Genomic DNA, 24,678 nt, shown 5'->3' with positions numbered 1-24,678 from the left:
TACTAAGCCCCTATGACAAAATCCAGCCCCAGCGTATTACGCAAAAAATGGCCGTTGCTGACCCTCGTTCTCGCAGCGATCGTCGCGCTCATGGTGGTTATCTGGCAGCTCCAGACTTCACCCGCGACCAACGATGCCTATGTCTATACCGACACCATCGACGTGGTGCCGGAGGTCAGCGGGCGTATTGTCGAGATGCCGATCCGCGATAACCAGCGGGTGAAGAAAGGCGATCTGCTGTTTCGCCTCGACCCGCGCCCGTATCAGGCCATGCTGGAAGATGCCCGGGCCCGCCTGACGACGCTGGACGCGCAAATCATGCTCACCCAGCGCACGATTAAGGCCCAGGAGTACAACGCCCAGTCGGTGGCCGCCGCCGTGGAGCGCGCGAAAGCGCTGGTGAAGCAGACCACTTCGTCGCGCACTCGTCTTGAACCGCTGGTGCCTCAAGGCTTTGCATCACAGGAGGATCTCGACCAGGCGCGAACCGCTGAAAAAGCCGCCCGGGCCGAACTGGAGGCCACGCTGTTGCAGGCCAAACAGGCCGCCGCCGCGGTGACCGGCGTTGATGCGATGGTCGCCCAGCGGGCGGGGATCCTGGCGCAGATCGCGCTGGCGGAACTGCATCTTGAATTTACCGAAGTTCGCGCCCCCTTTAATGGCGTAGTAGTGGCGCTAAAAACCACCGTGGGTCAGTACGCCTCGGCGTTAAAACCGGTGTTTACCCTGATGGATGACGATCGCTGGTATGTCATCGCTAACTTCCGCGAAACTGACCTTAAAAACGTCCGCCCTGGCGTGCCGGCCAGGGTCACCATCATGACCAATCATGATAAATCGTTCTCCGGCGTGGTCGATTCCGTCGGCTCCGGCGTGCTGCCAGAAGGCGGCAGCGTCATTGAGGGGCTGCCGATCATTCAAAAGAGCATCAACTGGGTTCACGTCTCGCAGCGTTTCCCGGTCAAAATCGCCGTTAAGGATCCGGACCCTGAACTCTTCCGCATGGGCGCCTCCGCCAGCGCCGTTCTTCAGCCGCGATAGGGGCGCAAGATGCAGCATGTCTGGACGTTTCTGAAGCGGGAACTGGCCGATCAACCGGGGCGGGCAAACTATACCCTGCGCCTGACGCTCAGCTGTGCGGTGCTCATCGCCCTGTTTATGACCCTGCAAATTCCCTTTTTAGCCGTGGCGCTGATCGTGGTGTTTTACGTCAGTCAGCCCAACGTGCTGATGATAAAACTGGTGAGCGTGGTCTTTTTCCTGACCGTCAGCGTTGCGCTGGGCTGCGTGCTGCTGATCATCAAATGGACCTACGATTACCCGCTGATCCGCCTCGTTATCTCGGTGGGCCTGTTTTTCTGCGCGATCTATCTGATGCGGGTGCTGGGCAAACTGGGGCTGGCCTTCTTCGTGGTGGCGCTGGTGGTGATCTACGCCCAGACCTTCCCGTCGATGACCAGCCAGAGCGAGATTCTGGTGCGGTTGCTGCTGTGGCTGTGGGTGGTCATTAACCTCGCCATCGTGGTCACCTTGTTGGTTAACGCCTGTTTCCAGCAGGCGCTCCCCGGTTATCAGTTCAAAGCACAGATCGTGGTGCTGCTGCGTCAGGTGGCCGCGCGGGTGGAACAAAATGGCAGCCCCCAGGACGCCCCCACCTTTACCGCCATCGCCGGGCAGTTCACCCGGTTGCAATCCCTGTACCAACAGGCGAGCCGCTCCAGCCCCGAAATTGCCGCCGCCCCACAGGCCTGGCAATCCCTGATGGCCGCGACCATCCACTGCTATCATCTGACCGCATTGCTGCAACCGGGTGAGGACCATGCAATCGCCCGTCAGCAGCTTTCTGCTCAGTTGCTGAGGCTGGCACAGCACCTGGACGTCAGCACACTGCCCGACACCCCGCCGGAGATCTCAGCGCCGGAGACGGCAAACCGCGTGATTTTGCAGGAAATGGCCGCCACGCTGACCAGGCTGGCGCGCGGAGAGACGATCCCGCTTCCGGCAGGGGAAAGCGAGAAAGCCCCCCTGCTGCTGCCCGATGCCTGGTCGAACCCGGCCTATCTGCACTTCGCACTCAAAACGCTGCTGGCAACGCTGCTGTGCTACGTTTTTTATACCGCCACCGACTGGCAGGGCATCCACACCATTATGCTCAGCTGCGTGATTGTCGCCCAGCCAGGACTCGGCGCCACCCTGCAGAAAACCTGGCTGCGGATCGTCGGCGCCCTGCTGGCGACCCTGCTGGCGTTGCTGATGATTGTCTTCGTTCAGCCGCATACCGAATCCCTTGTCGGTCTGCTGGCGATGACCCTGCCGGTGATGGCGCTATCGGCGTGGATCGCGGCGGGTTCGGAGCGCATCGCCTACGCCGGGATCCAGATAGGCTTTACGTTTTCGCTGGCGTTTCTCAGTTGGTTTGGCCCGTTGACCAATTTAACTGAGCTACGCGACCGCGTGATTGGCATCGTGCTCGGCGTGCTGGTCTCATCGATCGTCCATCTCTATCTGTGGCCGGACAGCGAAGCCCCGCAGCTAAAATCCCGTCTGGCCCGGCTCTACCGGCAGATGGCGGAGTACCTGCGCGCCCGCGATGACGAAGTCAAACTGGTACCACTGTTCGACTCACTCAGTGCAGTGGAAACCCTGACCCATCGGGTAGCGACAGAGCCGCTCAACGCCTGGGCGCACCCGTATCCGCAGGCGAAGTCGTGGCCGGTCAAGGCGGCCTGGCTTGAGGCCCAGGAGATCGTAAGGCTCAGCGAAGGCTACCGGCTGTACGCGACACCTGGGGATGATTTCCTGCACCGCTGCGCCAGCCATCTCGACGCTTACGCCTGTGGTATCGAGCAACAGAGCCCCGCGCCGACGTTACCCGGGCAGTGCCAACCGGGGAGCCACAATCCCTTTGGCCCGCCGCTGGTGGCGCTGCTGACGACCTTACCCGACTGGTCGTCCCCTTCTTCAACGCTTGCACGACAGGCAGACAAGTCATGATAAAAATGGACCCCGTAGCCCGCTTGCTGCGTTATTGCCCCCTCGCCCTGGCTCTGGCGCTACTCCCCGGATGTGCGTTAATCCAGGACGATCCCGGCGAGATGAAAATCATCAACCCACAGCAGGTGGAACTCGCCCAGGTGATTCACCTCGCCAACAGCGGCTGGCCCGCCGCCCGATGGTGGGAGGGCTATCACGATGCCCAGCTCAACATGCTGGTCAACCGGGCGCTGCAAAACTCCCCGACGATGCAGGCCGCCCGCCTGCGCATCGCCCAGTCGCAATCCACCGTGGAACTGGCGCAATCGGCGATGGGCCTGCAGGCCACCGCCGTCGCGGCGCAGAACCGGTTACGGGTGACCGATAAACAGTTTACCTGGCCCTATTCTTACTCCCTGCCGGTCGATAAAAACGGCCCGTGGTACACCCTGAATACCGTCGGCGTCGGCGCGACGCTGAATATCGATTTATGGGGTGCCGACCGCGCCCACGTTGCCGCCGCCATCGGCGAGAAAAATGCTCGTCAGGCGGAAACTGCCGGGATCGAGCTGGATCTCGCCAGTAGCGTGGCGCAGCTGTACTTTGCGATGCAGGCAACCTTCCAGAAAATAACGCTGCTCAACCAACTGGAGACGATTGCCCGCCTTTCGGTGCAGGCACATGAACACCGCACCCAGCGCGGCGTTGAGGATAGCGTGGATATCGCCAATGCTCAGGCCGAACTGCTGGCGGCGCAGCAGCAGGTGGTGAGCGCCAATGGGATGCTAACCCGCTACCGGGAAACGCTACGGGCGCTGATCGGCGCCGATGCGCATTCCATGCCGGAGATCCATCCGGTGGCGCTGCCGGCACTGCAGGAAACGCTTCCGGAATCGCTCTCCTTTGAACTGCTGGCCCGCCGTCCGGATCTGCAGGCGCTGCGCGGCTATGTCACCGCATCGTTAAGCCAGGTCGACGCAGCCAAGGCGGCATTTTACCCGCACTTTGATATCAAGGCCTTCTGGGGATATAACGCGCTGAGCGTCGGCGATCTGTTTAAATCCTCATTCCAGCAGATCAACCTGCTGCCGGGGCTGTATCTGCCAGTCTTCGATGGGGGTCGCCTGAATGCCAATCTGCAGTCGGTGCGTACCGCCAGTAACATCCTGATTAAGCAGTACAACCAGGCGGTACTGGATGCCGTGCGCGATGTGGCAATCGGCTCCAGCGAGCTGAACGACCTGAATCAACAAGTGGCGCTGCAGAAGTTGAAAGTTACCGCCACTTTGGCAACAGCGCAAAGCGCCAGCGCGCACTATCAGCGGGGACTGGTCAGTTACTATGCAGCCCAGGAGGCTCGTCGGCCCGTCATCGCTGAGCAATTGTTACTGCTGGATATCCAGGCGCAGCGGTTGAGCAGCGACATTACGCTGATTAAGGCGCTGGGTGGGGATTATCGCGGACCGGCGCTGGAGGCCCAGGCGTCAGGCAAATAGCTGCCATTCTCGCGCCTGATTGACCGCCTGGATCCGGCCATTTACCTGCAGTTTTTCGTACAGCTGCTTGAGATGCCATTTCACGGTTTCCGCCGTAATCCCTAAGGCGCGGGCGATCTCTTTATTGGAGTAGCCCTCGGCGATCAGCCCCAGCGTTTGCAGCTCTCGCTCGGTCAGTCGAAGATTCGCTGGCGCCTGGCGGGCTGCGGGCGTCAGGATCCCGGCCTCGCTAAATGCGGCAAGGCGCAGCGCCAGCTCACCGCTAAAGGCCTCGCCCTGGCCACCGCGTTGCTGGATAGCCATCAGCAATGCGGCCATCTCTTCCCCGCCGTCCAGCAGGCTACGCCACAGCTTCTGCTGAAAGGCGCGGCGCAGCGCAGGGATCCCCACGGCAATCGCCCGCTCCAGCTCCCCGGCACGCCATAGCGCAGCGGCCTGAATCAGCCGCAGGCGCACGGCAAACAGCCACTCGCCGTCACGCTCCTGCTCATCGGCGAGTGTCTCGAGCTGGCGAGCCGCTACCTGCGGTTTTCCGCAGGAAATCAGTATCCGGCAGTGGCTTAAGGTCAAACAGGCCGTCACAATATCATTGTTCCCCGCCTCCACCCCGAGGGCCAGCTGCTGCAGGCGAAGCAGCAAACTATTGGCCGCCGCGCGATCGCCCGCGTGAAGCGCATTGCAAATACGCTCAGCCAGCAGGGGGGCCTGCGCCCGCAGCCATCCACGCTGAACCGCCAGACCTTCGGCATGCAGCAGTAGCGATGTCATTTCATCCATCTGGCCGTTGAACCGTGCCAGCCTCGCCAGCACGATGTAGCAGCGACTAAAACCATCTGGCGGGCAGAAGTCATCGATCATCTCCAGACGGAGCATCAGCAGCGTCGCGATGGACTGCACCTCCCCCTGTTCCCAGGCAATTTCGGCGAGGATTGGCGCCAGCGTTGCGCCGCTGCTGGAATGGGCGCCGGTCTGCTGTTCGGCATACTGTAGCGCCCGCGCCGCCTGCCGCTGCGCTTCGGCCAGGTTCCCCTGGCGTAAATACCCCTGGGCCATGACAAACGCCCGGTACACCTCCACAAACAGATTACGATTCGTCACCCGCATGCCCGATACCCGTTGCTGAACATCCAGCGCCTGCTGCGGGCGGGCGTTCGCCAGGTGGCAGTAGCTGAGAATATTGCACACCAGACCATCCACCCAGATATCGCCGCAGGGCACCTCATGCAGCAGCGGTTCGACGATCGCAATGCTCTGCGCGATATTGTCGGCAAACGCTTCGCAGATGGCCCGCACGACGCGGATTTTGATCCATGAACTGTGGGCTATCTCGCGGCGGTTGGCGGCAGCCAGTGACTCAATGGTGTCCAGCAGCTGGCGGGCATCGTGAAAACGAAAGCGGTGCGCCAATGCCCACGCGAGGTTCGTTTGCAGTTCGATTCGCGAAGGATCCAGGTTAGCCGGCAGATAGCGGATCCAGCGCACCATGGTCTCGATGTCGCCCTCTTCCGCCAGCGATTGTGCCCCCACTTCCGCATGCCCGGCCCCCGCCTTTCCGGCGGCCAGCGCGTGGCGAATCGCCTCCGCCCACAGCTGCTGGCTGGCAAACCAGTTACTGGCATGCTCATGCAGCTCGCGAATATCCACCTCCGCGCTATGGCGCAGGCGATACAGCAGCGCTTCGCGCATCAGGGGGTGGTAGCGGAACCAGAAGCCGTCCGCATCCAGAGCGGACAGAAACAGATTGTGCTGCGCGATCCACGCCAGCATCGCTTCCCCGTTGCGTTGCCCGGTCACGGCATCACACAGCGACGGGTGCAGGCGATTAAGCATGGAGGTTCGCAGAAGAAAGGCCAACACCTCGGCGGGCAGTGGCGCAAAGATAACCTCCTCCAGATAGCGAGAGAGGGCACGGGAGGCGGTATTCAGTTTGCCTCCGGAGAGGCTGGAATGGGCGCTACCGTTCGCTAAGGCGGCCATTTTCATTCCGGCAACCCAGCCCTCCGTGCGGGCAATCAGCCGCGGGATATCCTGCCGTTCGGGAGCCGGCGAGATCGAGGTTGAAAAATAGATCCTGGCCTCAGCGGCGTTAAACCGCAGCGCATGATCGTCAATCTCCACCAGCCGATCCTCCATGTGCAGACGGCTCAACGCCAGGGGCGGCTGGCTGCGGCTGGCAATAATCACATGCAGAGACGGCGGCGCATGGTTCAGCAGCCAGTTCAGCCCCTCGTGAATGTCCGGGTGAGTAATATTCTGGTAGTCATCAAGGATCAGGAACAGCGGTGCCTGACGGCGGTGCAGCTGGTTGACAAGCCCGGCGAGAAACAGGCGGAAATCATCCGCAGGGGCATTCTCCGCCGGCGTATGCTCCGGCGGCCACAGCGGCCTCAACGCCTCTTGCAGGTAACGCATCAACAACAGGGGCGTGCTGTCATCGTCGTCAATGCTCAGCCAGGCAAGTGCATCGCCCTGGTGCTGCCGATGCTGGTACCACTGGGCCAACAGAGTGGTTTTACCAAACCCGGCGGGAGCGCATACCAGCGTGAGGGTGCTGGTAAGGGCGGCATCGAGACGCTGGATAAGGCGCTCACGTGGTTGCAACGTCCCCGGCGATCGCGGCGGTGTAAAACGCGTCGCAATCAGCGGTAAGGTGCGCGCAAGGCGGAATGGCTCCTGATGCACAAACCCGCTCAATGCGTCTTCCGTCAAGGGTAACAATTCCATAGCGCCATGACCTCTTCATTCCGTACATCGGCCATTATCCCCCCCAACCGGGGGGTAGGCCATGTTTATCCATACCTATAAAGTAGTTTTATCCTCTGCCACCGATGGGCGGTATGTCAGGCCAGCCTCTTCGCGCGGCCAGCTTTTCCCATCCGGCATTCATCATCTCTTAATCAGTACAAGGTGAGTACAGAAATGGCTATCGAAAATAAAGTTGCTTTAGTGACCGGCGCCGGTCAAGGCATTGGCCGCGGTATTGCTTTACGTCTGGCCAAAGAAGGTGCGTCAGTGATGCTTGTCGACGTGAAACCGGAAGGGATTGCGGCGGTTGCCGCAGAGATCGAGGCTCTGGGTCGTAAGGCCGCGACTTTCGTGGCTAATATTGCTGACCGCAGTCAGGTGTATGCCGCCGTTGACCAGGCAGAAAAGGTCCTGGGCGGCTTTGATATTATCGTCAACAACGCGGGGATTGCGCAGGTACAGGCGATCGCCGACGTCACACCTGACGAGGTCGATCAGATCATGCGCATCAACGTTCAGGGAACGTTATGGGGCATCCAGGCCGCGGCGAAAAAATTTATCGACCGCAAGCAGAACGGCAAAATTATCAACGCCTGCTCGATTGCCGGACATGACGGTTTCGCACTGTTGGGGATCTATTCCGCCACCAAATTTGCCGTTCGCGCTCTGACCCAGGCGGCAGCGAAAGAGTATGCCAGCCGCGGGATCACCGTGAACGCTTACTGCCCGGGGATTGTCGGTACCGGCATGTGGACCGAAATCGACAAACGTTTCTCCGACATTACCGGTGCGCCGGTCGGTGAGACCTATAAAAAATATGTTGAAGGTATTGCGCTGGGTCGCGCTGAAACGCCGGACGATGTGGCAAGCCTGGTCTCGTACCTGGCAGGCCCGGATTCCGACTATATTACCGGTCAGTCGATCCTGATCGATGGCGGGATTGTTTATCGTTAATGTTCAAAGCGGGCCGCCTTAATCAGGCGGCCCGCTGTGCATCGTTTTTCTGCTACTGTCAGGCGTTGGAGACCGACTTTTGAGCACTGTCGTTGCGGGTGTTTTCCAGCATACGACGCACCGGTACGATCAGCACGCAGAGCACGGCGGCGCAGATAAGCAGCGCAATCGAGCAGCGGGCGAAGAGATCCGGCAGCATATCCAGCTGGTCCGCCTTGACGTGACCACCAATCAGGCCCGCCGCGAGGTTACCCAGCGCGCTGGCGCAGAACCACAGCCCCATCATCTGGCCACGCATTCTTTCCGGTGCCAGCAGCGTCATGGTCGCCAGGCCAATCGGGCTCAGGCACAGTTCACCGAGGGTCAGCATCAGAATACTGCCGACCAGCCAGAACGGCGATACGCCAGCCCCGTCGTTGCTCAGTACATGCTGTGCCGCCAGCATCATCAGACCAAAGCCTGCGGCCGCGCAGAGAATACCGATAACGAATTTAGTGATGCTGCTCGGGCGGACGCCTTTACGCGCCATTGCCGGCCACGCCCAGCTGAAGACCGGCGCCAGCAGAATGATAAACAGCGCGTTGACAGACTGGAACCAGACCGCCGGGATCTCAAAGTCGCCGATCATGCGGTTGGTGTAGTCATTGGCAAACAGGTTAAATGACGTTGGCTTCTGTTCAAATGCCGACCAGAAGAAGGCGGCGGAGACCAGCAGAATAAAGCATACCAGCAGGCGCGCGCGCTCTTTGCGGCTCAGGCCGGCAAACATGAACAGGTAAATAAAGTACAACACCACCGAAGCGGCAATCACGTACACCAGCATGCTGGCCACCGCGACAGGGTTCACTACGATCGCCCCCTGCGCAATTAGCGTGATGATCACCGCTGCGCCGACAGCCAGCGCCAGCAGCCAGGTACCTACGCCGTTTTTCTTCACCACCGGGCTGTTCCAGGTCGAATCGAGGCCCACTTCGCTGTCATAGCGCTTCATTGCCGGCACCGCGAAGACGCGGAAGATCACTAACGCTACCAGCATCCCGAGGCCACCGATACCAAAGCCCCAGTGCCAACCGTGCGATTTGATCAACCAGCCGGAGATAAGCGGCGCGATAAACGACCCCATGTTGATGCCCATATAGAACAACGAGAATCCACCGTCACGACGGGCATCGCCTTTTTTGTACAGCGTGCCCACCATCACCGAGATACAGGTCTTAAACAGGCCCGACCCCAGCACGATAAACATCAGCCCGATAAAGAACAGGTTGTCGCCCATAAAGGCCGACAGGGCGATCGACAAATGACCCAGCGCGATCAGAATCGAGCCGTACCAGACCGCCTTCTGCTGGCCCAGCCAGTTATCCGCCAGCCAGCCGCCCGGCAAGGCTGCCAGGTACATACTACCGGCAAAGATACCGACGATCGCCGAGGCGTTCTCACGCGCCAGCCCCATTCCGCCGTCATATACGGTAGCAGCCATAAACAGGATTAATAATGGGCGAATCCCGTAAAACGAGAAGCGCTCCCACATTTCAGTAAAAAATAACGAACCCAGCGGGTAAGGATGACCAAAGAAGGTCCGGCTTTCATTTTTATTCACAGAGGAATGCATAACTTCTCCAGATAAGGTGCGCCGCAGCAGGAATATGCCGCAGAAAACATGTTGACCATTTATACATCCGGCCAGCAATTAACATGAGGTGTAATGTTTTTTAACTATTTGATAACCAGATTCTGGTTTTGTCTAGCCCCTCACCCCATTCTTTTAGATGAAAACTCGACAAACGTCTACTTTTATAGATTTTAAGTTGGCTAAAGGCAAAATATGATTGACTTCTCAAATGAAAATAATCGAGTCAATTATTAGATTATAAACAATAAGTTACGTGTATTGATTATCCCGTTGATGTCACGCGCAGAAGCGCAGGATAACGCGATAAAAAGTAGGGGAAATACCAGGTTGGTCGTGATGATGCAGAGAAGCATCGATAAGTTATGCTCTTGCTATGCCGGGGGGATGGCAGCTAGCGCCATTTAATTTCGTCGCGGTTGCCTTTGGCCAGATTACACTCGTGACATAACACCTGAAGATTATCCAGGCACAGCGCCAGATGCGGATATTTGCTACGAGGTTTAATATGGTCCACATGGATAACAACCCCATGTTCTGCTGCCGAACGCCCACAGGCGTTGCACGCGCCACCATATTTTTTGAGCGCCTGATATCGAAGCGCGCGCCACTCTCTTGAGTTATAAAACGTCTGCGAAGTACGCTTTGCTTGCTCCCTTTCCTTCTCTTGTTGTCGCCTTATGCGCGATTGAAACAAGCCCTTAGCCCCCCTGTCGTCTTCCTCTGCTGTGGAACGAGTCGGGTAAATGTACCGAGGGCCTTCACCGGGTTTTCTACCCCAGGCATCGCGATCTGACTTAAGCGCGGGTGGATCGGCTTTATAGATAATGCCGGCCAGAAATTTCACGCCTGTATATAAAAAGAAAATAACGCAGGCGACAATAATTAACGATCCCATCAATCCATCTCATGAATATTCCAACGCAGAGCAGAATAACAAACACCCTGACAAATTGCATGGCATCTGGCCGTTATCTCGCGGTCTGAGCGTACTATCGCGGCTATGCCCATCCCCGGTTCTGCAACACCACCCGGTAACCGTCCTCATCGACGAATGTTTTCCCATTCATATCCCAGTATGGGTTAAACGCCGGTACCGCACAGAAGCCGGCCGCCGCCATCCGGGCGCATGCCTGTTCCCAGTCGGGCTTATCGGGGTAATAGAGCACCAGTAAATCCTCATCCGTCGGGCCAGGCTTCACCGGGTGTCGATGACAAGTGGTGAATTCCAGATGCCAGTGCAGCGTCGCGTGGCCCAGCATGATTCCACTGAAGCCGTCATGGTCGGCGAAATCAGCAATCCGCTCTAGCCCCAACCCCTGGCTGTACATCTCGCAGGCGTGTTCAAGGTCACTGACCGGTCTGGCAATACGCATATGGCTGAAATTCATAGGGGCTCCTGTGGGTTAATATCTGCTGCCCGCCATGGGCAGTCGCAGGTTTACTGTACCCACGATTCCAGCCTGCACTTGTCCATCAGAGCCTTCGAGGGTCGCGCCATTGCGGTTGATGTGCGTCGCGCTGACGATGTGGGATTATCAGTTTGACCAGAACATGGCTATAAACACCACAAACAACAGGGCTATCATTTTATTATTAGATATCGTAACACATTCCCTATAAGCGCAATTCAATCACTTCACAATTACCCCATCATTAATAACATCAACATTTCAAACGTAAATATTTTGCAATCAAAAAAAACAATCCATTATTTTTATTTTTTGCGGCCTTAAGAAATACCTGATATCTTTATTAAACACATTTATAGAATCACTACACCACCATGCCTGGAATGATAATCGACAATGAGATAGTTTTCTTTCCTGAAGAGAAAAAACTATCCTCGTTACGCAACGGTAAATCCATCATTATATTTAGTACTGGTGCACGCTGTCTTGAACATTTGATTGATAAACAAGGGATCATTGTCTCCCAGAAAGAACTTATCTCAGTGGGATGGGTAGAGGATGATGCCTATAAAACCGTATCGCAAGCTACCTATTATCAATGCCTTACTGATTTAAGAAAGAATTTTAAAGACCTCGGATATGATAAACCGCTCATCAATACGGTACGAGGACAAGGTGTCAGAATTAACGCTGATATCATGATGACCTCAACCGCTGATGAGAGTGCAGTCACGGGCGCAGAACAAACGCCACCGTTCAGCCAACCGGCGCGGGTCTCTTCGGCAAAGAAAAAAAGTTGGTTATTCATGATGTTTGCACTAGCGATCGCCATGCTTATCGCTAGCGTTTATGTTGCAACCACTCGCTGGCAACATAAAGATAGCATTGACGGGGAATATCAAAGCATCGAAAACTATCCCTCATGTTACTTATTCAATAAAGAAAATACGGATAACGAGTTGATCGTTAAATACTTACAGAAGAAAAATTTCAATTGCCAAAGCGCCAGGAGATACTATATTTCACATTCTCCGACCACGCCAAGGTTGACGGTCTTTTCTTGCTCGACCACAGAACCCACGATCTGTGAATCTTTTACCTTTCTGGACAGCCTGTCATGAAGCGTCTTTTTACCTTTGTACTTCTTCTGTTATCAATATCTGGCGCAGGGTCTGTACATGCTGAAGAGTCCATTAACTGCAGCGCAAAACACAGCCTGTTTCATGGTTCTACTAGCGTCGTCGCCCTCTACCATTTCATTCTGAATAAGAATCATGGTGCCGTGTTAATCAACGGAAAGCTGAATAATGACGGAGTAGAAACCATCATCAGTCGGAGTATTTATTTTAATTACGAGAATATATCCGCCGACAATTACATTGTAAAGAACTACAACATAACCAAAATCCCTGTGGACAATACCTCTGATGATATTATGGAAAAACACTTTCCGCAGTTTTTTACTAAGACCGATACCCAGTTATACCTGAGCATTAAGAAAACATCCTCTGGTTCATACCTCATCAGTTTCTTCAGAACACCATTATTTTATTGTATGAAATATTAATCTCAATCTTTGCAACACTGCTGACATAACGATGTATCTGCGGCGATTAAAAAGCACGGGACATCCGTATCGTTAAACCATTAGAACAACACGGTGACTAAATTTATCATAGGATTTAAACATCCTTAATACATCACAACATAGAATAATATTTATTTTATCCTTACCCCGAAGACCTGTTTTCTCAACCAACCGGTTGGCTGCCACATAGATTTTTCTCTCGCATAAATTCACAATCGATGAAATCGTCTTGATTTGTACTCCCCTGCCCATCAGAAAGATAACCGGATAGTCCGGGCTATTAACTAATGACCTCACTGCCGGATCGATTTTATGTGTTACCAGCTTAAAAGCCTGCCGAAGCAGCGCATCCGCGGTCACTTTCTTACTGATTAATAGTGGAAGTAAGGGGTGTTTTTTTGATGTTTTGAAATTGGCCATCACCAGCACTTTTTTGCCTAACCGACCTAACACATTGAGTAATTCACGGCGCATGTTACCACATGCAACATTGACTACGGTAATGTGATCATGCGCATCATAAATACATTCAACAAGCTCATCATTAATTTCCAGTCCGGGATTCGTAATTTGCATAGATGAAAACCATTGATGATAAGGGGAATGGCTTAACCCCATCAAAAAATAACTATCATCTGAAATAATATGTAATTTATTCATGAATCTATTCTCTTATATCTCAATACGTAAATATTAAAATCTGAAAATAGAATCACATAAAAGAAACCAGCAAAAAATAAAAACTAAAAAAACCAAACAAAATTACATAAACAATTATAAATCAATAGGTTAGATATAACCACTAAGTGGTAAAACTTTCAACAAACAAACTAAAAGCTTCTATAAACCACATGTAAAAGTCTTTTAAAACGGTAGGAAAACCGCTACGAAGCGGTTAGCTATGCACCTAAATATACAACATTGCGTCCAGTTTTATTTTTCCTGGGCTGCACGTCAGTTTGGTTGCTTAACTGTCAAGCCAGCACTCCCGGATAATGCCTTGCGATGATGTCGTTCATTTTATCAATCAGATCCGGTCTTCTGAAAGTGATAAGTCCACTCCCTATCTGAAAATAGCGAATAGTGAATAGTGAATAGCTCATCCTCAAAGACCTGCTGATGTGGATTATCACGAATAAAATCCATCAGTCGGATAGTCACATCGTGCCGATTATCGGGAATGGTTTTACCATCCAGCAGGAACAACATGCGCTCCAGCTCTTTAAGACGCTGACGTTCGTTGAGTGTGAGCGCACTGTCGTCGTGATGGGAAACCCCCGTTGAATCACGTTCATGCTGGCGCAATCAGATATGAAGCGATGACAACCCATCATTGGCGCGAAGACATTGATGCCCGCAGGTTCCATCCCGATGCTCCTGAAGCATTCTGATGGCACGTTCACGCAGTTCGGGAGGATAGCATTTGATAATATTTCGATTATCTATTTGACCTTCAGTATAGTCTCCAGGGCTTCTGGGCTATTCACACCCGTTTTATTTCCTTGATGAAAACAATTTAACATCAATGTTTCGTTAGTTATTGAAACCTTGACTCTCATTTTAATCATTCAGAAACATTATCAATCACAGTGATTGATAATACTTTCACTTTTATTTAATGATTTGTCGCCATATTTCATTCATGATATTTATGGCAATATCAAATCAATAACTCACAATTATTACTGTTAACTTTAGAATATCCTGAAAACAAAATCTTTACGCAATAAATAAGGAAAGAATAGATTTTAATGCTGATTAATTAAAATTAATAGTTTTTTTGAATTGATAGCTTTGTTTTAACAACTTTATCTTGCGCTATTTTTTTATGGCTTTTATAATTTTTGTAACTCACAGAAATAAGATAATTAATCAGCAGCAACCTAACCTGCACACTGTTAACGGAAATGATTAAGTGTTGACCTCATTATTCCGAACATGGTATTTACTTCTTTTTTGGTTAGCTATTCAAAATTAACTACAGATAAACTTTCCGAACTAACACTAAAAGTTCTAATGTAAACACTATGCCGGAGGCGTATCAGCCATATAAAGGATGATGTAAGTAAGTTAGCACTACTCTTTTTAAAAATAATATTTAATCCGTTTAAAATATAAGGATGTATATGATGATTCAATTAAAAAAAATTGTCGCAATCTTAGCTCTTGGTGTTCTGCCGTGCTCTGTATTTGCAACCCCAACGGTAACCTTTGAGGGTGAAGTTACTGACCAGACTTGCTCTGTTAACATTAACGGCCAGACTAACTCTGTTGTGATGCTGCCGACCGTTGCCACAACTGACTTTGGTGCAACCCTGGCTAATGGTCAGAAAGCTGGACTGACCCCGTTCACTGTTGCTATCAGCGGCTGCACAGCACCAACTACCGATCTGAATATCAATACCAAATTTATGGGTTACGATGTTGATGCTTCAACCGGCGTCCTTGGCAACCGCGCTACAACCGACGCTGCAGTTGGTTATGGTGTCCAGTTAACCGGTTCCAGCGATGGCACTAACCCTGTCACACTTTCTGGTCCGACTAATGTGAGTGGTCTGGTTCTGAAGAAAGATGAAACTTCTGCCAGCTACGACTTTGGCGCACAGTATTATGTCATTAATGCGACCGGTGCTCAGCCAGGCAAAATCACAGCAGTAGCGGAATACACTCTGAGCTACTTCTAAGCGCCTGGTTCTGGCTGGCTGGTTATTTCTGGCCAGCCAGAATGTCTCAAGATATACTTTTTTTATAATTGAGGGCGAAGGATGCGCACTTATTTTACCCTACTAACTACCTGTTTTTTATTTTTGAGCCAAAACGTATTTGCCAGCGTGGTGATGACCGGCACACGTATTATTTACCCAGCTCAAGCTCGTGAAAAAACCGTCCAGTTAAGAAATACAGACATACAACCTTTCATTGTTCAGGTTCAGACTGATGATGGCCATAAAACCGAACAAATTGATTCTGATGGTGATTTTATTATTACTCCGCAGATATTCCGGATGGAGTCCAACGCGGGGCAATCGGTTCGTTTGATGTACACGGGTAAAACTTTACCCCAGGATCGCGAGTCGATGTTTTATATGAATTTCACACAACTTCCCGTATCCAAAGTTGCTCAGCAAGGTAGCAACCAGCTGGTTTTAGCTATCACTAATCGAGTGAAAATCTTCTACCGTCCTGCAGGTTTACACAAACAGCAGGGAGACACGGCACAGTCTCTCTCTTTTAGTCTGAACGGAAAAAAAATTAAAGTCTCTAACCCTGGTGGTTATTTTGCTGTTGTGCGACGTGCAAGCTTACTGACTCAAAGCGGTGAAATTCTTCTGGCTGATTCAGTTATGGTCTCACCAAAATCACATTCTGAATGGACGCCATCTAAACCAGTAAATAATCTGAAAGGTGTGCGTCTGCGGCTAATTTTAGTCAATGATTACGGTATGGATACCGTCACTGAGCGCATCCTGTGACTACATAACAGTACTGAATAAAAAATATAATAATCACAGCGCCGGAGGCGGAGTAAAGTGAAATACATAGCTATTTTTTGTTCTGTTATAACATCGATTCCTGGGGCACTGGCAGCAGACATTATCAATAAAATATCAACTGAAACAACTTCATCCAATGATTATATTTTTGAACCTGATTTATTCCGTGGCGGAAAATTCAGCCAGTCGACTCTTGCACAATTCACAAAAAATAGCATAGCGGCGGGATCGTATAAGGTTGATGTATATGTTAATACATATTTTATCGATGCTCTGGATATCGATTTTGTCACGCAGGAAGATGGCTCTGTTTCCCTCTGTTTGCAGCCTGAAGTTTTTAAGAGTACTGGAATAAAATTCACTCCGGATGCCGCTACGCACGCAAAGACCGGCAAGGGATGTTTCCTTTTCAGCCAGGTTGTGAAAGGTGGCAGTGTCGATATGAATATGGCCCAGCTCCGCCTTAACCTGAGTGTGCCGCAAACTGGCATGAACATCGTCCCTCGCGGCTATGTTAACCCTGAAGATTTAGATGCGGGGAGTTCTGTAGGATTCGTAAATTACATTAGTAACTATTACCACGTCTCTTATTCGGGGAATAATAGCACCGATCAGGACTCCGCCTGGGTATCACTGAACGGCGGGCTAAATTTTGGCAAATGGCAATATCGACAGCTATCTAATTTGAACTGGAGCCGTGATGGCGGGAGCGACTGGAAAAACATCCGTAGCTATGTGCAAAGACCGTTGCCAGAAATGAGAAGCCAGATGGTCATGGGGGAGCTGGTCACTTCAGGGCGTTTCTTTTCAGGGATGAATTATAACGGACTCAGTCTCGCAACGGATGACCGGATGCTTCCTGACTCCATGCGCGGCTATGCTCCAGTTGTCCGCGGTGTAGCGGTCACCAACGCTAAAGTTTCTGTGCGTCAGAATGGGCAGGAAATCTACCAGACAACCGTGTCTCCTGGTGCATTTGAAATTACCGATCTCTACCCTACCAGTTACAGCGGCGACCTTGATGTTGAGGTTACCGAAGCCGATGGTTCAGTCAGTCGATTCAGCGTTCCGTTTTCTGCTGTCCCGGAATCCATGAGGTCGGGTATCTCTCGCTACAATTTTGAGATTGGCAGAACACGTGATAGCGGCGATGAGTCGTTGTTTGGCGATTTCACCTGGCAACGTGGTTTAAGTAACACTATCACGATGAACAGCGGTATGCGTATTGCCGACTCTTACCAGGCCGCCATGTTTGGTGGGGTTTATGGCAGCTGCCTGGGTGCTTTTGGGGTGGATGTGACCTGGTCGCATGCTTCGCTTCCTGAGACGGGTTACACCGAGGGGTGGATGACGCACCTTTCCTGGAGTAAAACGTTTCAGGAAACCAATACCACCGTATCTCTTGCGGGCTATCGTTACTCGACCAGCGGTTATCGGGATCTCAGTGATGTGCTCGGAGTGCGCCATACCGCAAATTCAGATAGTAGCTGGCAGTCTACAACGTATCTCCAGCAGTCCAGATTTGATATTTCACTGAGCCAAAGTATCGGGCAACTTGGCAATTTATTTTTATCTGGTGCAACGCAGAATTATCGCGATGGCCGCAGCCGTGATACGCAACTACAGTTTGGCTACAGTAATAGTTTCCATGGGGTCAGTACTAACCTTTCCATCGCCCGCCAGCGCATGGGAAATTATGATGACAGCGGTAGTATGCAGACGGTCACTTCACTGTCTTTTTCGATCCCTCTGGGAAATTCTGGGGCGCAAGCTCCAACGCTAAGCACTTCCTGGACACATTCCACCGATGGCGGCGATCAGTATCAGAGTTCTCTGTCTGGTGTACTTGATGAGAAACAAACAACGAGCTATGGCCTTAACGTCAGTCGTGATCAGGAATATAACAATACCGTGTTCAGTGGAAACCTGCAGAAGCGCTTCACTGACACGACATTAGGGCTAAATGCGTCGAAAGGTGATGGTTACTGGCAGGCATCCGGTAACGCCCAGGGCGCACTGGCGATTCATTCCGGCGGCATAACTTTTGGTCCGTATCTGAGCGATACCTTTGCCCTGGTTGAGGCTAAAGGGGCTGAAGGTGCAAAAGTTCTCAACTCTCAACAGGTGGCTATCGACAGCCACGGATATGCACTTATTCCGTCAGTCACACCTTACCGTTACAACAGGGTCACGCTTGATCCGCAGAATATGGATGGTAACGCTGAATTAGTGGACAGTGAGAAACGAATTGCGCCTGTCGCCGGTTCGGTGAGTAAAGTGGTATTCCGTACCCGTAGCGGTATTGCACTATTAATTAAGTCTCGTTTCCCCGATGGCAAGGTGTTGCCACTTGGCGCTGATGTGCTTGATGACAGCGGTAATGTCGTGGGAATGACTGGCCAGGGTGGGCAAATATATGTTCGTAGCGAAAAAAATAAGGGGCAGTTTACAGTCCGTTGGGGAGAGGGAGCTGAAGATCGATGCAATCTGCCTTTTGATATATCCAGCGCTGAATCTGGACAGCCTATGGTCAGGTTATCGTCAGTATGTTTACGTTAACTGAGCTGGAGTAAAAATGAAAAAATATAGCGTATTGATGATCCGGTTAATTGCTGGTCTGATATTTTTTTTAGCTGCAACGCCAGGGTGGAGCCAGTGCACGAATACCAGCGCACCGCAAACGGAAGACGGCCGAACGGCAATTATTCCATTCGGTAAAATTAACCTGACAGATACTTACTTTATCCCCGTTGGCTCATTGTTGGCCAGTACGGTTGTTCCACCGACCAATTACACCTATGGTGGCGCGACGGGCTCCACCGTCCTCTGGGAGTGTGACGAGGCAGATCTTTCGGGAATTTACTTTCTGGTTGCGACCAATGGTGATGATCGCGTTGGCGGATATTACGATATCGGAACTGTTGACGGGTTGACTGACGTTTATGCTACCTGGTTTGCTTATGTGGGGATACGTCAGACAATGGGAGGGGTCACCCTGACTCGCTACTGGCAGAAATTGCCTCTTACCAGCTGGAATACGACGTCAGCCGGAAAAATACAAATCCGCCTACAGGATATCCCCCCACTGCAGGCTGAATTGTATCGTATCAGCACATTGCCCGGTACCTCGGCTAAATCAGCGTACTGCGGGAATAATAATACTAGCGGCTCGGGGATTTTAGTTCCTAACTCGACCGGGAGTGTATATAGCTGTACCCAACCTAATAGCTATATCCAGCTTTCAGGGGATTCATCCGTATCATTTTCTTTTTCTCGCGATATGGTGGGGGAAGACAGTTCGACAAAATTTGATTTCTGGGGAGCTGACAATGGTTTTGGTTATGGGATGCGTACCGGTAGTTCGATTTATAGTGTAGCGACCTGCGTTGCCCGTAGTGCAGATCCCATTGTCATGCTGCCCACGATATCAGTTCCCGATTTGAACGCCGGAATGGGAGCCAGTTCCTCATTTTCAGTGCAGGTTGAATGCAGTAATTCAGTTCAGTCTGGAGTGGGAGATGCCCAGACAGCAATGGGGATCCAGGTTTCTGAAGGTGCATACAGGGCAGCTCAAACACTTGGTCTGGTCAATAGCCGCGGGGGGGTAAGCGCGTTAGTTTCAGATAACTACGCTTCCTCTGATATGGCTAAAGGCGTAGGTATTACTCTTGCACATAGTGATAACCCCGGAACGTCACTTATCTTTGTCGGTCAGCCCGGGATCGCAACGCTTACGCCTGGTGGGAATAACGCAGGCTGGTACCCTGTACTATTGGGGGCGAAGGCGGCAGGAAGCGTCACGAATGGCTACACTTACTACACTTACTCTTTTATTGCCACGTTGAAAAAACTGGACGGGCAAACAGTCACGGCGGGTAAGGTGCATGCTACAGCTTATGTCCTGGTAAAAATGCAATGATAAAGAAGAGCGTCGCAATCTGGCTATTGTGCTTACTTTTTGCGACACCACTTCGTGCTGGCATCATGCCTGCTGGAACCCGGGTTATTTACCAGGAGGGCCATCGTGAAGTCACTTTTATGCTGGCTAATACCAATAAATATCCGGTCATTGTTCAAAGCTGGGTAGATAACGGTGAGGGAGATCCTGAATCCAACCAGGCTCCGTTTGTTGTGTTGCCTGCGGTATTTCGCCTTTCGGCTGGAGATAGACAGGGGTTACGTATTATTTACAACCAAGATCCTTTGCCTCAGGATCGTGAATCTGTCTTCTGGCTCAATCTTTATGAGATCCCACCATTAACGGATAAACAATATCAGAATTCACGCTTGACGCTGGCGATGAATACTCAGCTGAAGCTGTTCTGGCGTCCAAAAGGTATTTCCATCAACCTGAAAGAGGCGGTTAATCAACTAGATTTTCGTCTGCTGCGCGGTAGTGATGGATGGTCTGTTGAATGCAATAACCCAACACCATTAAATATCTCTTTTACCTCAATAGCAGTTTTAAATAATGCACATGAAAAAACGACTAATTCACATATAGACATGATGACTAGAGCTTTCAGTAAGCGTAATTATTCACTGGCGGGTTTTAACCCTGCATCAAACGATCTAAAAATTCGATTCCGTTACTTAAATGAAGATGGTACTTCGATTGAAAAAATAGTTTTAATAGATAAATAAAACTGTAACGCTGATTTCGCTTTGAATGCCCATATAATGAGCATGACAACGGAAGTGATAGTTTTCTTTCTTATGCGGCATCATTACGCTCGCAAGGTCGGGCGCGGGATTTGATAATGCACGTCCTGTCGCTATCGCATACTTCCAAACCTCGCCGCAGCCCTGTCGCACTTTGCGCATTTTCTCAGCTGCGCCTCTTTTCCAGGCGTGACAGCACAGCCATCAACTCCCTAGGCGTAATTGAGTCAATTGGACGGTGACCGATATGAGGGAAAACATCCTTCTCAAAAGCCGCAATCATTTGAGATCTCCCTGTGTGTATCGTTTCAGAGTGTATAGGAGAATCTATACATATTTTTATACGACATAAGGTGTTGATTTGGGGTAAGTCAGGTTGAATTGAGTTGACGAAAAAATGATGAAAAATCGAGTAAAATCAGTAGGTAATTGACTTGAGTGGGGTTCGGGAGATTTGGAGCGGGCGAAGGGAATCGAACCCTCGTATAGAGCTTGGGAAGCTCTCGTTCTACCATTGAACTACGCCCGCTTTGAGGTGCGTAGGCCATTATAGACCTTACGCACCGTCTTACAAGACTTAACCACACTAACTGCTGATAAAATAACCGGTTAGCACTTAGGTTTACTGCCCTGCGGTGGCAAATAGCGCAGCGGATCGATTGCCGTCGCCCGATAGCGGATCTGGAAGTGCAGGCGTACGGAGTCAGCATCGGTGCTGCCCATGGTGGCAATCTGCTGCCCTATCTTCACGCTCTGGCCGTTATTGACCATCAGCTTATCGTTATGGGCATAGGCGCTAATGTAATCTTCATTGTGCTTAATCATGATCAGATTACCGTAACCGCGTAGCTGGTTACCGACATAAACCACTTTACCTGCCCCGGCGGCGTAAACCGGCTGCCCGCGCGTCCCGGCGATATCGATGCCTTTATTCCCGCCATCGCTCGAAGAATAAGGCAGGATGACTTTCCCGCTGGTCGGCCAGCGCCAGCAGCGTTGCCCCACCGGCGGCCAGGAAACTGGTGGTAAAGCCGCAGGCGGCTTGTTCGCGGCAGTCCGTGTACTGCTCTTCGCGGACGAGCGGCTCTTCGTGGCACTGGTTCCGGCAGCCGGGTTCAGCTTCAGACGCTGCCCAACCTCAATGGTATACGGCGGAGAGATATTGTTCAGTCGGGCCAGATCTTTGATGCTGGTGCCAGTCGTCCGGGAGATACGATACAGCGTATCACCGCGTTTCACGGTATAGACGGAACCGGAATCAGATGAACTGGAACACCCGGCAATCACCAGGCTAAACACCAACATCATATTGATAAAAAAGCGTTTTCTCATCAGGCGTCCTGCACTTAACACAGCTCTCATCTCATCATTACGGATGACTATCATACCAGCCCACAGGCAGAACCCCAATCGCTACGCCTGTGATGCCCGGTTTCCTCGCTGCGCCGACCACCTGCCTGCCGCTTGTTTAGATAATGCCTTTCGTGCCGTTATCGGCTACCCTGTGCCTGATTGCATAACCCGGCACGTTTATGCCAGTTGTTTTTTACTTTCAGGAGTTGTCATGACCGGGGAACACGTCATTTTGCTCGATGAGCAAGATAAGCCGGTTGGCATGCAGGAAAAGTATGCTGCCCACACCCTCAATACCCCTTTGCACCTCGCCTTTTCCTGCTGGCTGTTTGATCAACAAGGGCAGTTACTGGTGACGCGTCGCTCGCTGAGCAAGAAGGCCTGGCCTGGCGTCTGGACCAACTCGGTCTGCGGCCACCCGCAGGAGGGCGAAACGTTTGAACAGGCCGTCCAGCGACGCAGTCATTTTGAGCTGGGCGTCAGCATCACCGACATTACGCCGGTGCACCCGGCGTTCCGCTATCGCGCAGTTGCCCCAAACGGGATTGTCGAAAACGAAGTCTGCCCGGTTTACGCCGCCACGACCACCAGCCCGCTCGCTCCTCACGCCGATGAGGTGATGGACTATCAGTGGTGCAGCCTTGACGATCTGCTGCAGGGGCTCGCCTTAACGCCGTGGGCCTTCAGCCCGTGGATGGTTCTTGAAGCTGACGACCAGGATGCTCGCCAGGCGCTGTGCAACTACGCCGCGCGCTTGCGCTAATCCACTAGCGGGAAACGCATTCCCCCGGATATTAATACCAAAAAAAACCCCGGCATCGATGGCCGGGGTTATGTTTATCGCGGTCGGTCTTATTTCACCGGGCGCATGGCCGGGAACAGGATCACATCGCGGATAGTGTGGCTGTTGGTGAACAGCATCACCATACGGTCGATACCAATACCCAGACCAGCCGTCGGCGGCAGACCGTGTTCCAGCGCGGTCACGTAGTCTTCGTCGTAGAACATCGCTTCGTCGTCACCGGCAGCTTTCGCATTCACCTGATCCTGGAAGCGCTGCGCCTGGTCTTCGGCATCGTTCAGCTCGCTAAAGCCGTTACCGATTTCACGCCCGCCGATGAAGAATTCAAAGCGGTCGGTGATTTCCGGGTTCTCGTCATTACGACGCGCCAGCGGAGAAACTTCAGCCGGGTACTCAGTGATAAAGGTCGGCTGAATCAGGTGCGCTTCCGCCACTTCTTCAAAGATCTCGGTCACAATACGACCCAGACCCCAGCTCTTCTCAACGTGCAGACCAATGGCCTGTGCGATAGCTTTGGCAGAATCGAAGTTATCCAGATCCGCCATCTCGGTTTCCGGACGGTATTTCTTGATAGCTTCACGCATGGTCAGTTTTTCAAACGGCTTGCCGAAATCGAAGGTCTGATCGCCATAAGGCACCGCGGTGTTGCCCAGAATATCCTGTGCCAGAGTACGGAACAGGGATTCGGTCAGCTCGATCAGATCTTTATAGTCCGCATACGCCATGTAGAGTTCCATCATGGTGAACTCTGGGTTGTGGCGAACGGAGATCCCTTCGTTACGGAAGTTACGGTTGATTTCGAACACACGTTCAAAGCCGCCAACCACCAGACGTTTCAGGTACAGTTCCGGCGCGATACGCAGGTACATGTCCATATCCAGCGCGTTGTGATGGGTGATGAACGGACGGGCAGACGCGCCGCCAGGGATCACCTGCATCATTGGGGTTTCCACTTCCATAAAGTCGCGGCCAACCATGAACTGGCGGATACCGGCCAGAATCTGGGAGCGAATTTTGAAGGTTTTGCGCGATTCGTCGTTGGAGATCAGGTCCAGATAACGCTGACGGTAGCGTGCTTCCTGATCCTGCAGGCCGTGGAATTTGTCCGGCAGCGGGCGCAGGGCTTTGGTCAGCAGACGCAGTTCGGTGCAGTGGATCGAAAGCTCACCGGTTTTGGTTTTGAACAGCTTACCGCGCGCGGCAATGATGTCACCGAGGTCCCATTTTTTGAACTGCTCGTTGTAGACGCCTTCTGCCAGATCGTCACGCGCAACGTACAGCTGGATACGGCCGCCAACGTCCTGCAGGGTCACGAAGGACGCTTTACCCATAATACGACGGGTCATCATGCGGCCAGCAACGGAGACTTCAACGTTCAGCGCTTCCAGCTCTTCGTTTTCTTTCGCATCGAAGTCAGCGTGCAGTTGGTCAGAGGTATGGTCACGACGGAAATCGTTCGGGAACGGGATACCCTGCTCACGCAGCGCAGCCAGCTTTTCACGACGGCTTTTCAGTTCATTATTAAGGTCAATTGCCGCGTCAGCGCCCTGTGCTTGTTGTTCAGACATG

General features: G+C 52.2%; 19 protein-coding genes, 1 tRNA gene and 2 pseudogenes. 12 read left to right on the top strand and 10 right to left on the bottom strand.

All coding sequences use genetic code 11. The annotated features are described in order from the left end of the window. The first annotated feature begins 12 nt into the window (after window positions 1-12). Genes mdtN through ACMYSP_RS16750 form a run of 3 tightly spaced genes read left to right on the top strand, consistent with a single transcriptional unit; the run spans window position 13 to window position 4,469 of the window. Window positions 13-1,041 carry a multidrug transporter subunit MdtN gene (mdtN, locus tag ACMYSP_RS16760; protein ID WP_434583175.1) on the top strand — a complete coding sequence of 343 codons (1,029 nt, stop codon included), beginning with the start codon at window positions 13-15 and terminating at the stop codon, window positions 1,039-1,041. 9 nt (window positions 1,042-1,050) lie between these two features. Continuing rightward, on the top strand, window positions 1,051-2,994 hold the full coding sequence (locus ACMYSP_RS16755) for an FUSC family protein (RefSeq protein WP_434583174.1): 1,944 nt from the start codon (window positions 1,051-1,053) through the stop codon (window positions 2,992-2,994). 5 nt (window positions 2,995-2,999) lie between these two features. Beyond that, complete coding sequence (locus ACMYSP_RS16750) at window positions 3,000-4,469, top strand: MdtP family multidrug efflux transporter outer membrane subunit (RefSeq protein ID WP_434587133.1); 1,470 nt, start codon at window positions 3,000-3,002, stop codon at window positions 4,467-4,469. On the opposite strand, the gene ACMYSP_RS16745 is transcribed toward ACMYSP_RS16750, so the two are convergent. Beyond that, on the bottom strand, window positions 4,458-7,193 hold the full coding sequence (locus ACMYSP_RS16745) for a LuxR C-terminal-related transcriptional regulator (protein WP_434583173.1): 2,736 nt from the start codon (window positions 7,191-7,193) through the stop codon (window positions 4,458-4,460). The two genes, ACMYSP_RS16750 and ACMYSP_RS16745, sit on opposite strands and share 12 nt — an antisense overlap. Window positions 7,194-7,388: 195 nt before the next feature. Between ACMYSP_RS16745 and ACMYSP_RS16740 the strand changes: the two genes are divergently transcribed. After that, window positions 7,389-8,168, top strand: a complete 780-nt coding sequence (locus ACMYSP_RS16740) for an acetoin reductase (protein ID WP_434583172.1) — start codon at window positions 7,389-7,391, stop codon at window positions 8,166-8,168. Between the two features lie 58 nt (window positions 8,169-8,226). Here the strand turns inward: ACMYSP_RS16740 and ACMYSP_RS16735 are convergent, their stop codons facing one another. The 3 genes from ACMYSP_RS16735 to ACMYSP_RS16725 form a co-directional block, all read right to left on the bottom strand. Next, complete coding sequence (locus tag ACMYSP_RS16735) at window positions 8,227-9,780, bottom strand: peptide MFS transporter (protein ID WP_434583171.1); 1,554 nt, start codon at window positions 9,778-9,780, stop codon at window positions 8,227-8,229. A gap of 412 nt (window positions 9,781-10,192) precedes the next feature. Beyond that, a complete protein-coding gene (locus ACMYSP_RS16730) occupies window positions 10,193-10,696 on the bottom strand; it encodes an HNH endonuclease (protein WP_434583170.1) in 504 nt (167 codons plus the stop codon). Window positions 10,697-10,799: 103 nt separating this feature from the next. Next, entirely contained in the window at window positions 10,800-11,189 is a 390-nt protein-coding gene (locus ACMYSP_RS16725) for a VOC family protein (RefSeq protein ID WP_434583169.1), read from the bottom strand. Window positions 11,190-11,593: 404 nt separating this feature from the next. On the opposite strand from ACMYSP_RS16725, the gene ACMYSP_RS16720 reads away from it, so the two are divergent. Both ACMYSP_RS16720 and ACMYSP_RS16715 read left to right on the top strand, forming a co-directional pair. Continuing rightward, window positions 11,594-12,331 (top strand): winged helix-turn-helix domain-containing protein, encoded by a 738-nt coding sequence (locus ACMYSP_RS16720; RefSeq protein WP_434583168.1) that lies wholly within the window; start codon window positions 11,594-11,596, stop codon window positions 12,329-12,331. Beyond that, window positions 12,328-12,777, top strand: a complete 450-nt coding sequence (locus ACMYSP_RS16715) for a hypothetical protein (protein WP_434583167.1) — start codon at window positions 12,328-12,330, stop codon at window positions 12,775-12,777. The genes ACMYSP_RS16720 and ACMYSP_RS16715 overlap by 4 nt, the downstream gene beginning before the upstream one ends. A gap of 72 nt (window positions 12,778-12,849) precedes the next feature. Here the strand turns inward: ACMYSP_RS16715 and ACMYSP_RS16710 are convergent, their stop codons facing one another. Both ACMYSP_RS16710 and ACMYSP_RS16705 read right to left on the bottom strand, forming a co-directional pair. After that, a complete protein-coding gene (locus tag ACMYSP_RS16710; protein ID WP_434583166.1) occupies window positions 12,850-13,458 on the bottom strand; it encodes a hypothetical protein in 609 nt (202 codons plus the stop codon). A 314-nt stretch (window positions 13,459-13,772) separates the two neighbouring features. Beyond that, window positions 13,773-14,025, bottom strand: a pseudogene (locus ACMYSP_RS16705) (DUF4942 domain-containing protein); the annotation flags it as partial. A gap of 902 nt (window positions 14,026-14,927) precedes the next feature. Here ACMYSP_RS16705 and ACMYSP_RS16700 point away from each other — a divergent pair. From ACMYSP_RS16700 to ACMYSP_RS16680, 5 genes are all read left to right on the top strand, one after another. After that, window positions 14,928-15,482, top strand: coding sequence for a fimbrial protein (locus tag ACMYSP_RS16700; RefSeq protein ID WP_434587131.1), 555 nt, complete (start codon window positions 14,928-14,930; stop codon window positions 15,480-15,482). Between the two features lie 81 nt (window positions 15,483-15,563). After that, window positions 15,564-16,271, top strand: a complete 708-nt coding sequence (locus ACMYSP_RS16695; protein ID WP_434583165.1) for a fimbrial biogenesis chaperone — start codon at window positions 15,564-15,566, stop codon at window positions 16,269-16,271. Window positions 16,272-16,337: 66 nt separating this feature from the next. Next, a complete protein-coding gene (locus ACMYSP_RS16690; protein WP_434587129.1) occupies window positions 16,338-18,851 on the top strand; it encodes a fimbria/pilus outer membrane usher protein in 2,514 nt (837 codons plus the stop codon). Window positions 18,852-18,867: 16 nt separating this feature from the next. After that, window positions 18,868-20,211, top strand: a complete 1,344-nt coding sequence (locus tag ACMYSP_RS16685) for a fimbrial protein (RefSeq protein ID WP_434583164.1) — start codon at window positions 18,868-18,870, stop codon at window positions 20,209-20,211. 65 nt (window positions 20,212-20,276) lie between these two features. Further along, window positions 20,277-20,936 carry a fimbrial biogenesis chaperone gene (locus ACMYSP_RS16680; protein WP_434587127.1) on the top strand — a complete coding sequence of 220 codons (660 nt, stop codon included), beginning with the start codon at window positions 20,277-20,279 and terminating at the stop codon, window positions 20,934-20,936. Between the two features lie 51 nt (window positions 20,937-20,987). Here the strand turns inward: ACMYSP_RS16680 and ACMYSP_RS16675 are convergent. From ACMYSP_RS16675 to actS, 3 genes and pseudogenes are all read right to left on the bottom strand, one after another. Next, window positions 20,988-21,231, bottom strand: a pseudogene (locus tag ACMYSP_RS16675) (tyrosine-type recombinase/integrase); the annotation flags it as partial. A gap of 178 nt (window positions 21,232-21,409) precedes the next feature. Further along, window positions 21,410-21,483 (bottom strand) — tRNA-Gly (locus ACMYSP_RS16670). Between the two features lie 80 nt (window positions 21,484-21,563). Further along, window positions 21,564-22,286 carry an amidase activator ActS gene (gene actS, locus ACMYSP_RS16665; RefSeq protein WP_434583163.1) on the bottom strand — a complete coding sequence of 241 codons (723 nt, stop codon included), beginning with the start codon at window positions 22,284-22,286 and terminating at the stop codon, window positions 21,564-21,566. A gap of 232 nt (window positions 22,287-22,518) precedes the next feature. On the opposite strand from actS, the gene idi reads away from it, so the two are divergent. Next, a complete protein-coding gene (idi, locus tag ACMYSP_RS16660) occupies window positions 22,519-23,070 on the top strand; it encodes an isopentenyl-diphosphate Delta-isomerase (RefSeq protein ID WP_434583162.1) in 552 nt (183 codons plus the stop codon). A gap of 89 nt (window positions 23,071-23,159) precedes the next feature. Here the strand turns inward: idi and lysS are convergent, their stop codons facing one another. Next, window positions 23,160-24,677: a lysine--tRNA ligase gene (gene lysS / locus ACMYSP_RS16655; RefSeq protein WP_123756567.1), complete on the bottom strand. Its 1,518-nt coding sequence runs from the start codon at window positions 24,675-24,677 to the stop codon at window positions 23,160-23,162. Between the last annotated feature and the right edge of the window lies 1 nt (window position 24,678).

This window comes from Klebsiella sp. R390 (assembly GCF_051131745.1).
GTDB lineage: Bacteria > Pseudomonadota > Gammaproteobacteria > Enterobacterales > Enterobacteriaceae > Klebsiella.
The sequence above is the reverse complement of the archived record's forward strand: the minus strand, read 5'-3'. Positions and strand labels throughout refer to the sequence as shown.

Excerpts from the sequence above, each read along its gene's own strand:
- ACMYSP_RS16735 (WP_434583171.1), bottom strand. The coding sequence starts at position 9,780 with ATGCATTCCTCTGTGAATAAAAATGAAAGCCGGACCTTCTTTGGTCAT.
- ACMYSP_RS16680 (WP_434587127.1), top strand. The coding sequence starts at position 20,277 with ATGCCTGCTGGAACCCGGGTTATTTACCAGGAGGGCCATCGTGAAGTC.
- ACMYSP_RS16695 (WP_434583165.1), top strand. The coding sequence starts at position 15,564 with ATGCGCACTTATTTTACCCTACTAACTACCTGTTTTTTATTTTTGAGC.
- ACMYSP_RS16685 (WP_434583164.1), top strand. The coding sequence starts at position 18,868 with ATGAAAAAATATAGCGTATTGATGATCCGGTTAATTGCTGGTCTGATA.
- ACMYSP_RS16715 (WP_434583167.1), top strand. The coding sequence starts at position 12,328 with ATGAAGCGTCTTTTTACCTTTGTACTTCTTCTGTTATCAATATCTGGC.
- ACMYSP_RS16745 (WP_434583173.1), bottom strand. The coding sequence starts at position 7,193 with ATGGAATTGTTACCCTTGACGGAAGACGCATTGAGCGGGTTTGTGCAT.
- mdtN (WP_434583175.1), top strand. The coding sequence starts at position 13 with ATGACAAAATCCAGCCCCAGCGTATTACGCAAAAAATGGCCGTTGCTG.
- ACMYSP_RS16750 (WP_434587133.1), top strand. The coding sequence starts at position 3,000 with ATGGACCCCGTAGCCCGCTTGCTGCGTTATTGCCCCCTCGCCCTGGCT.
- lysS (WP_123756567.1), bottom strand. The coding sequence starts at position 24,677 with ATGTCTGAACAACAAGCACAGGGCGCTGACGCGGCAATTGACCTTAAT.
- ACMYSP_RS16755 (WP_434583174.1), top strand. The coding sequence starts at position 1,051 with ATGCAGCATGTCTGGACGTTTCTGAAGCGGGAACTGGCCGATCAACCG.
- ACMYSP_RS16740 (WP_434583172.1), top strand. The coding sequence starts at position 7,389 with ATGGCTATCGAAAATAAAGTTGCTTTAGTGACCGGCGCCGGTCAAGGC.
- ACMYSP_RS16700 (WP_434587131.1), top strand. The coding sequence starts at position 14,928 with ATGATTCAATTAAAAAAAATTGTCGCAATCTTAGCTCTTGGTGTTCTG.
- ACMYSP_RS16710 (WP_434583166.1), bottom strand. The coding sequence starts at position 13,458 with ATGAATAAATTACATATTATTTCAGATGATAGTTATTTTTTGATGGGG.
- idi (WP_434583162.1), top strand. The coding sequence starts at position 22,519 with ATGACCGGGGAACACGTCATTTTGCTCGATGAGCAAGATAAGCCGGTT.
- ACMYSP_RS16725 (WP_434583169.1), bottom strand. The coding sequence starts at position 11,189 with ATGAATTTCAGCCATATGCGTATTGCCAGACCGGTCAGTGACCTTGAA.
- actS (WP_434583163.1), bottom strand. The coding sequence starts at position 22,286 with ATGAGAAAACGCTTTTTTATCAATATGATGTTGGTGTTTAGCCTGGTG.
- ACMYSP_RS16730 (WP_434583170.1), bottom strand. The coding sequence starts at position 10,696 with ATGGGATCGTTAATTATTGTCGCCTGCGTTATTTTCTTTTTATATACA.
- ACMYSP_RS16720 (WP_434583168.1), top strand. The coding sequence starts at position 11,594 with ATGATAATCGACAATGAGATAGTTTTCTTTCCTGAAGAGAAAAAACTA.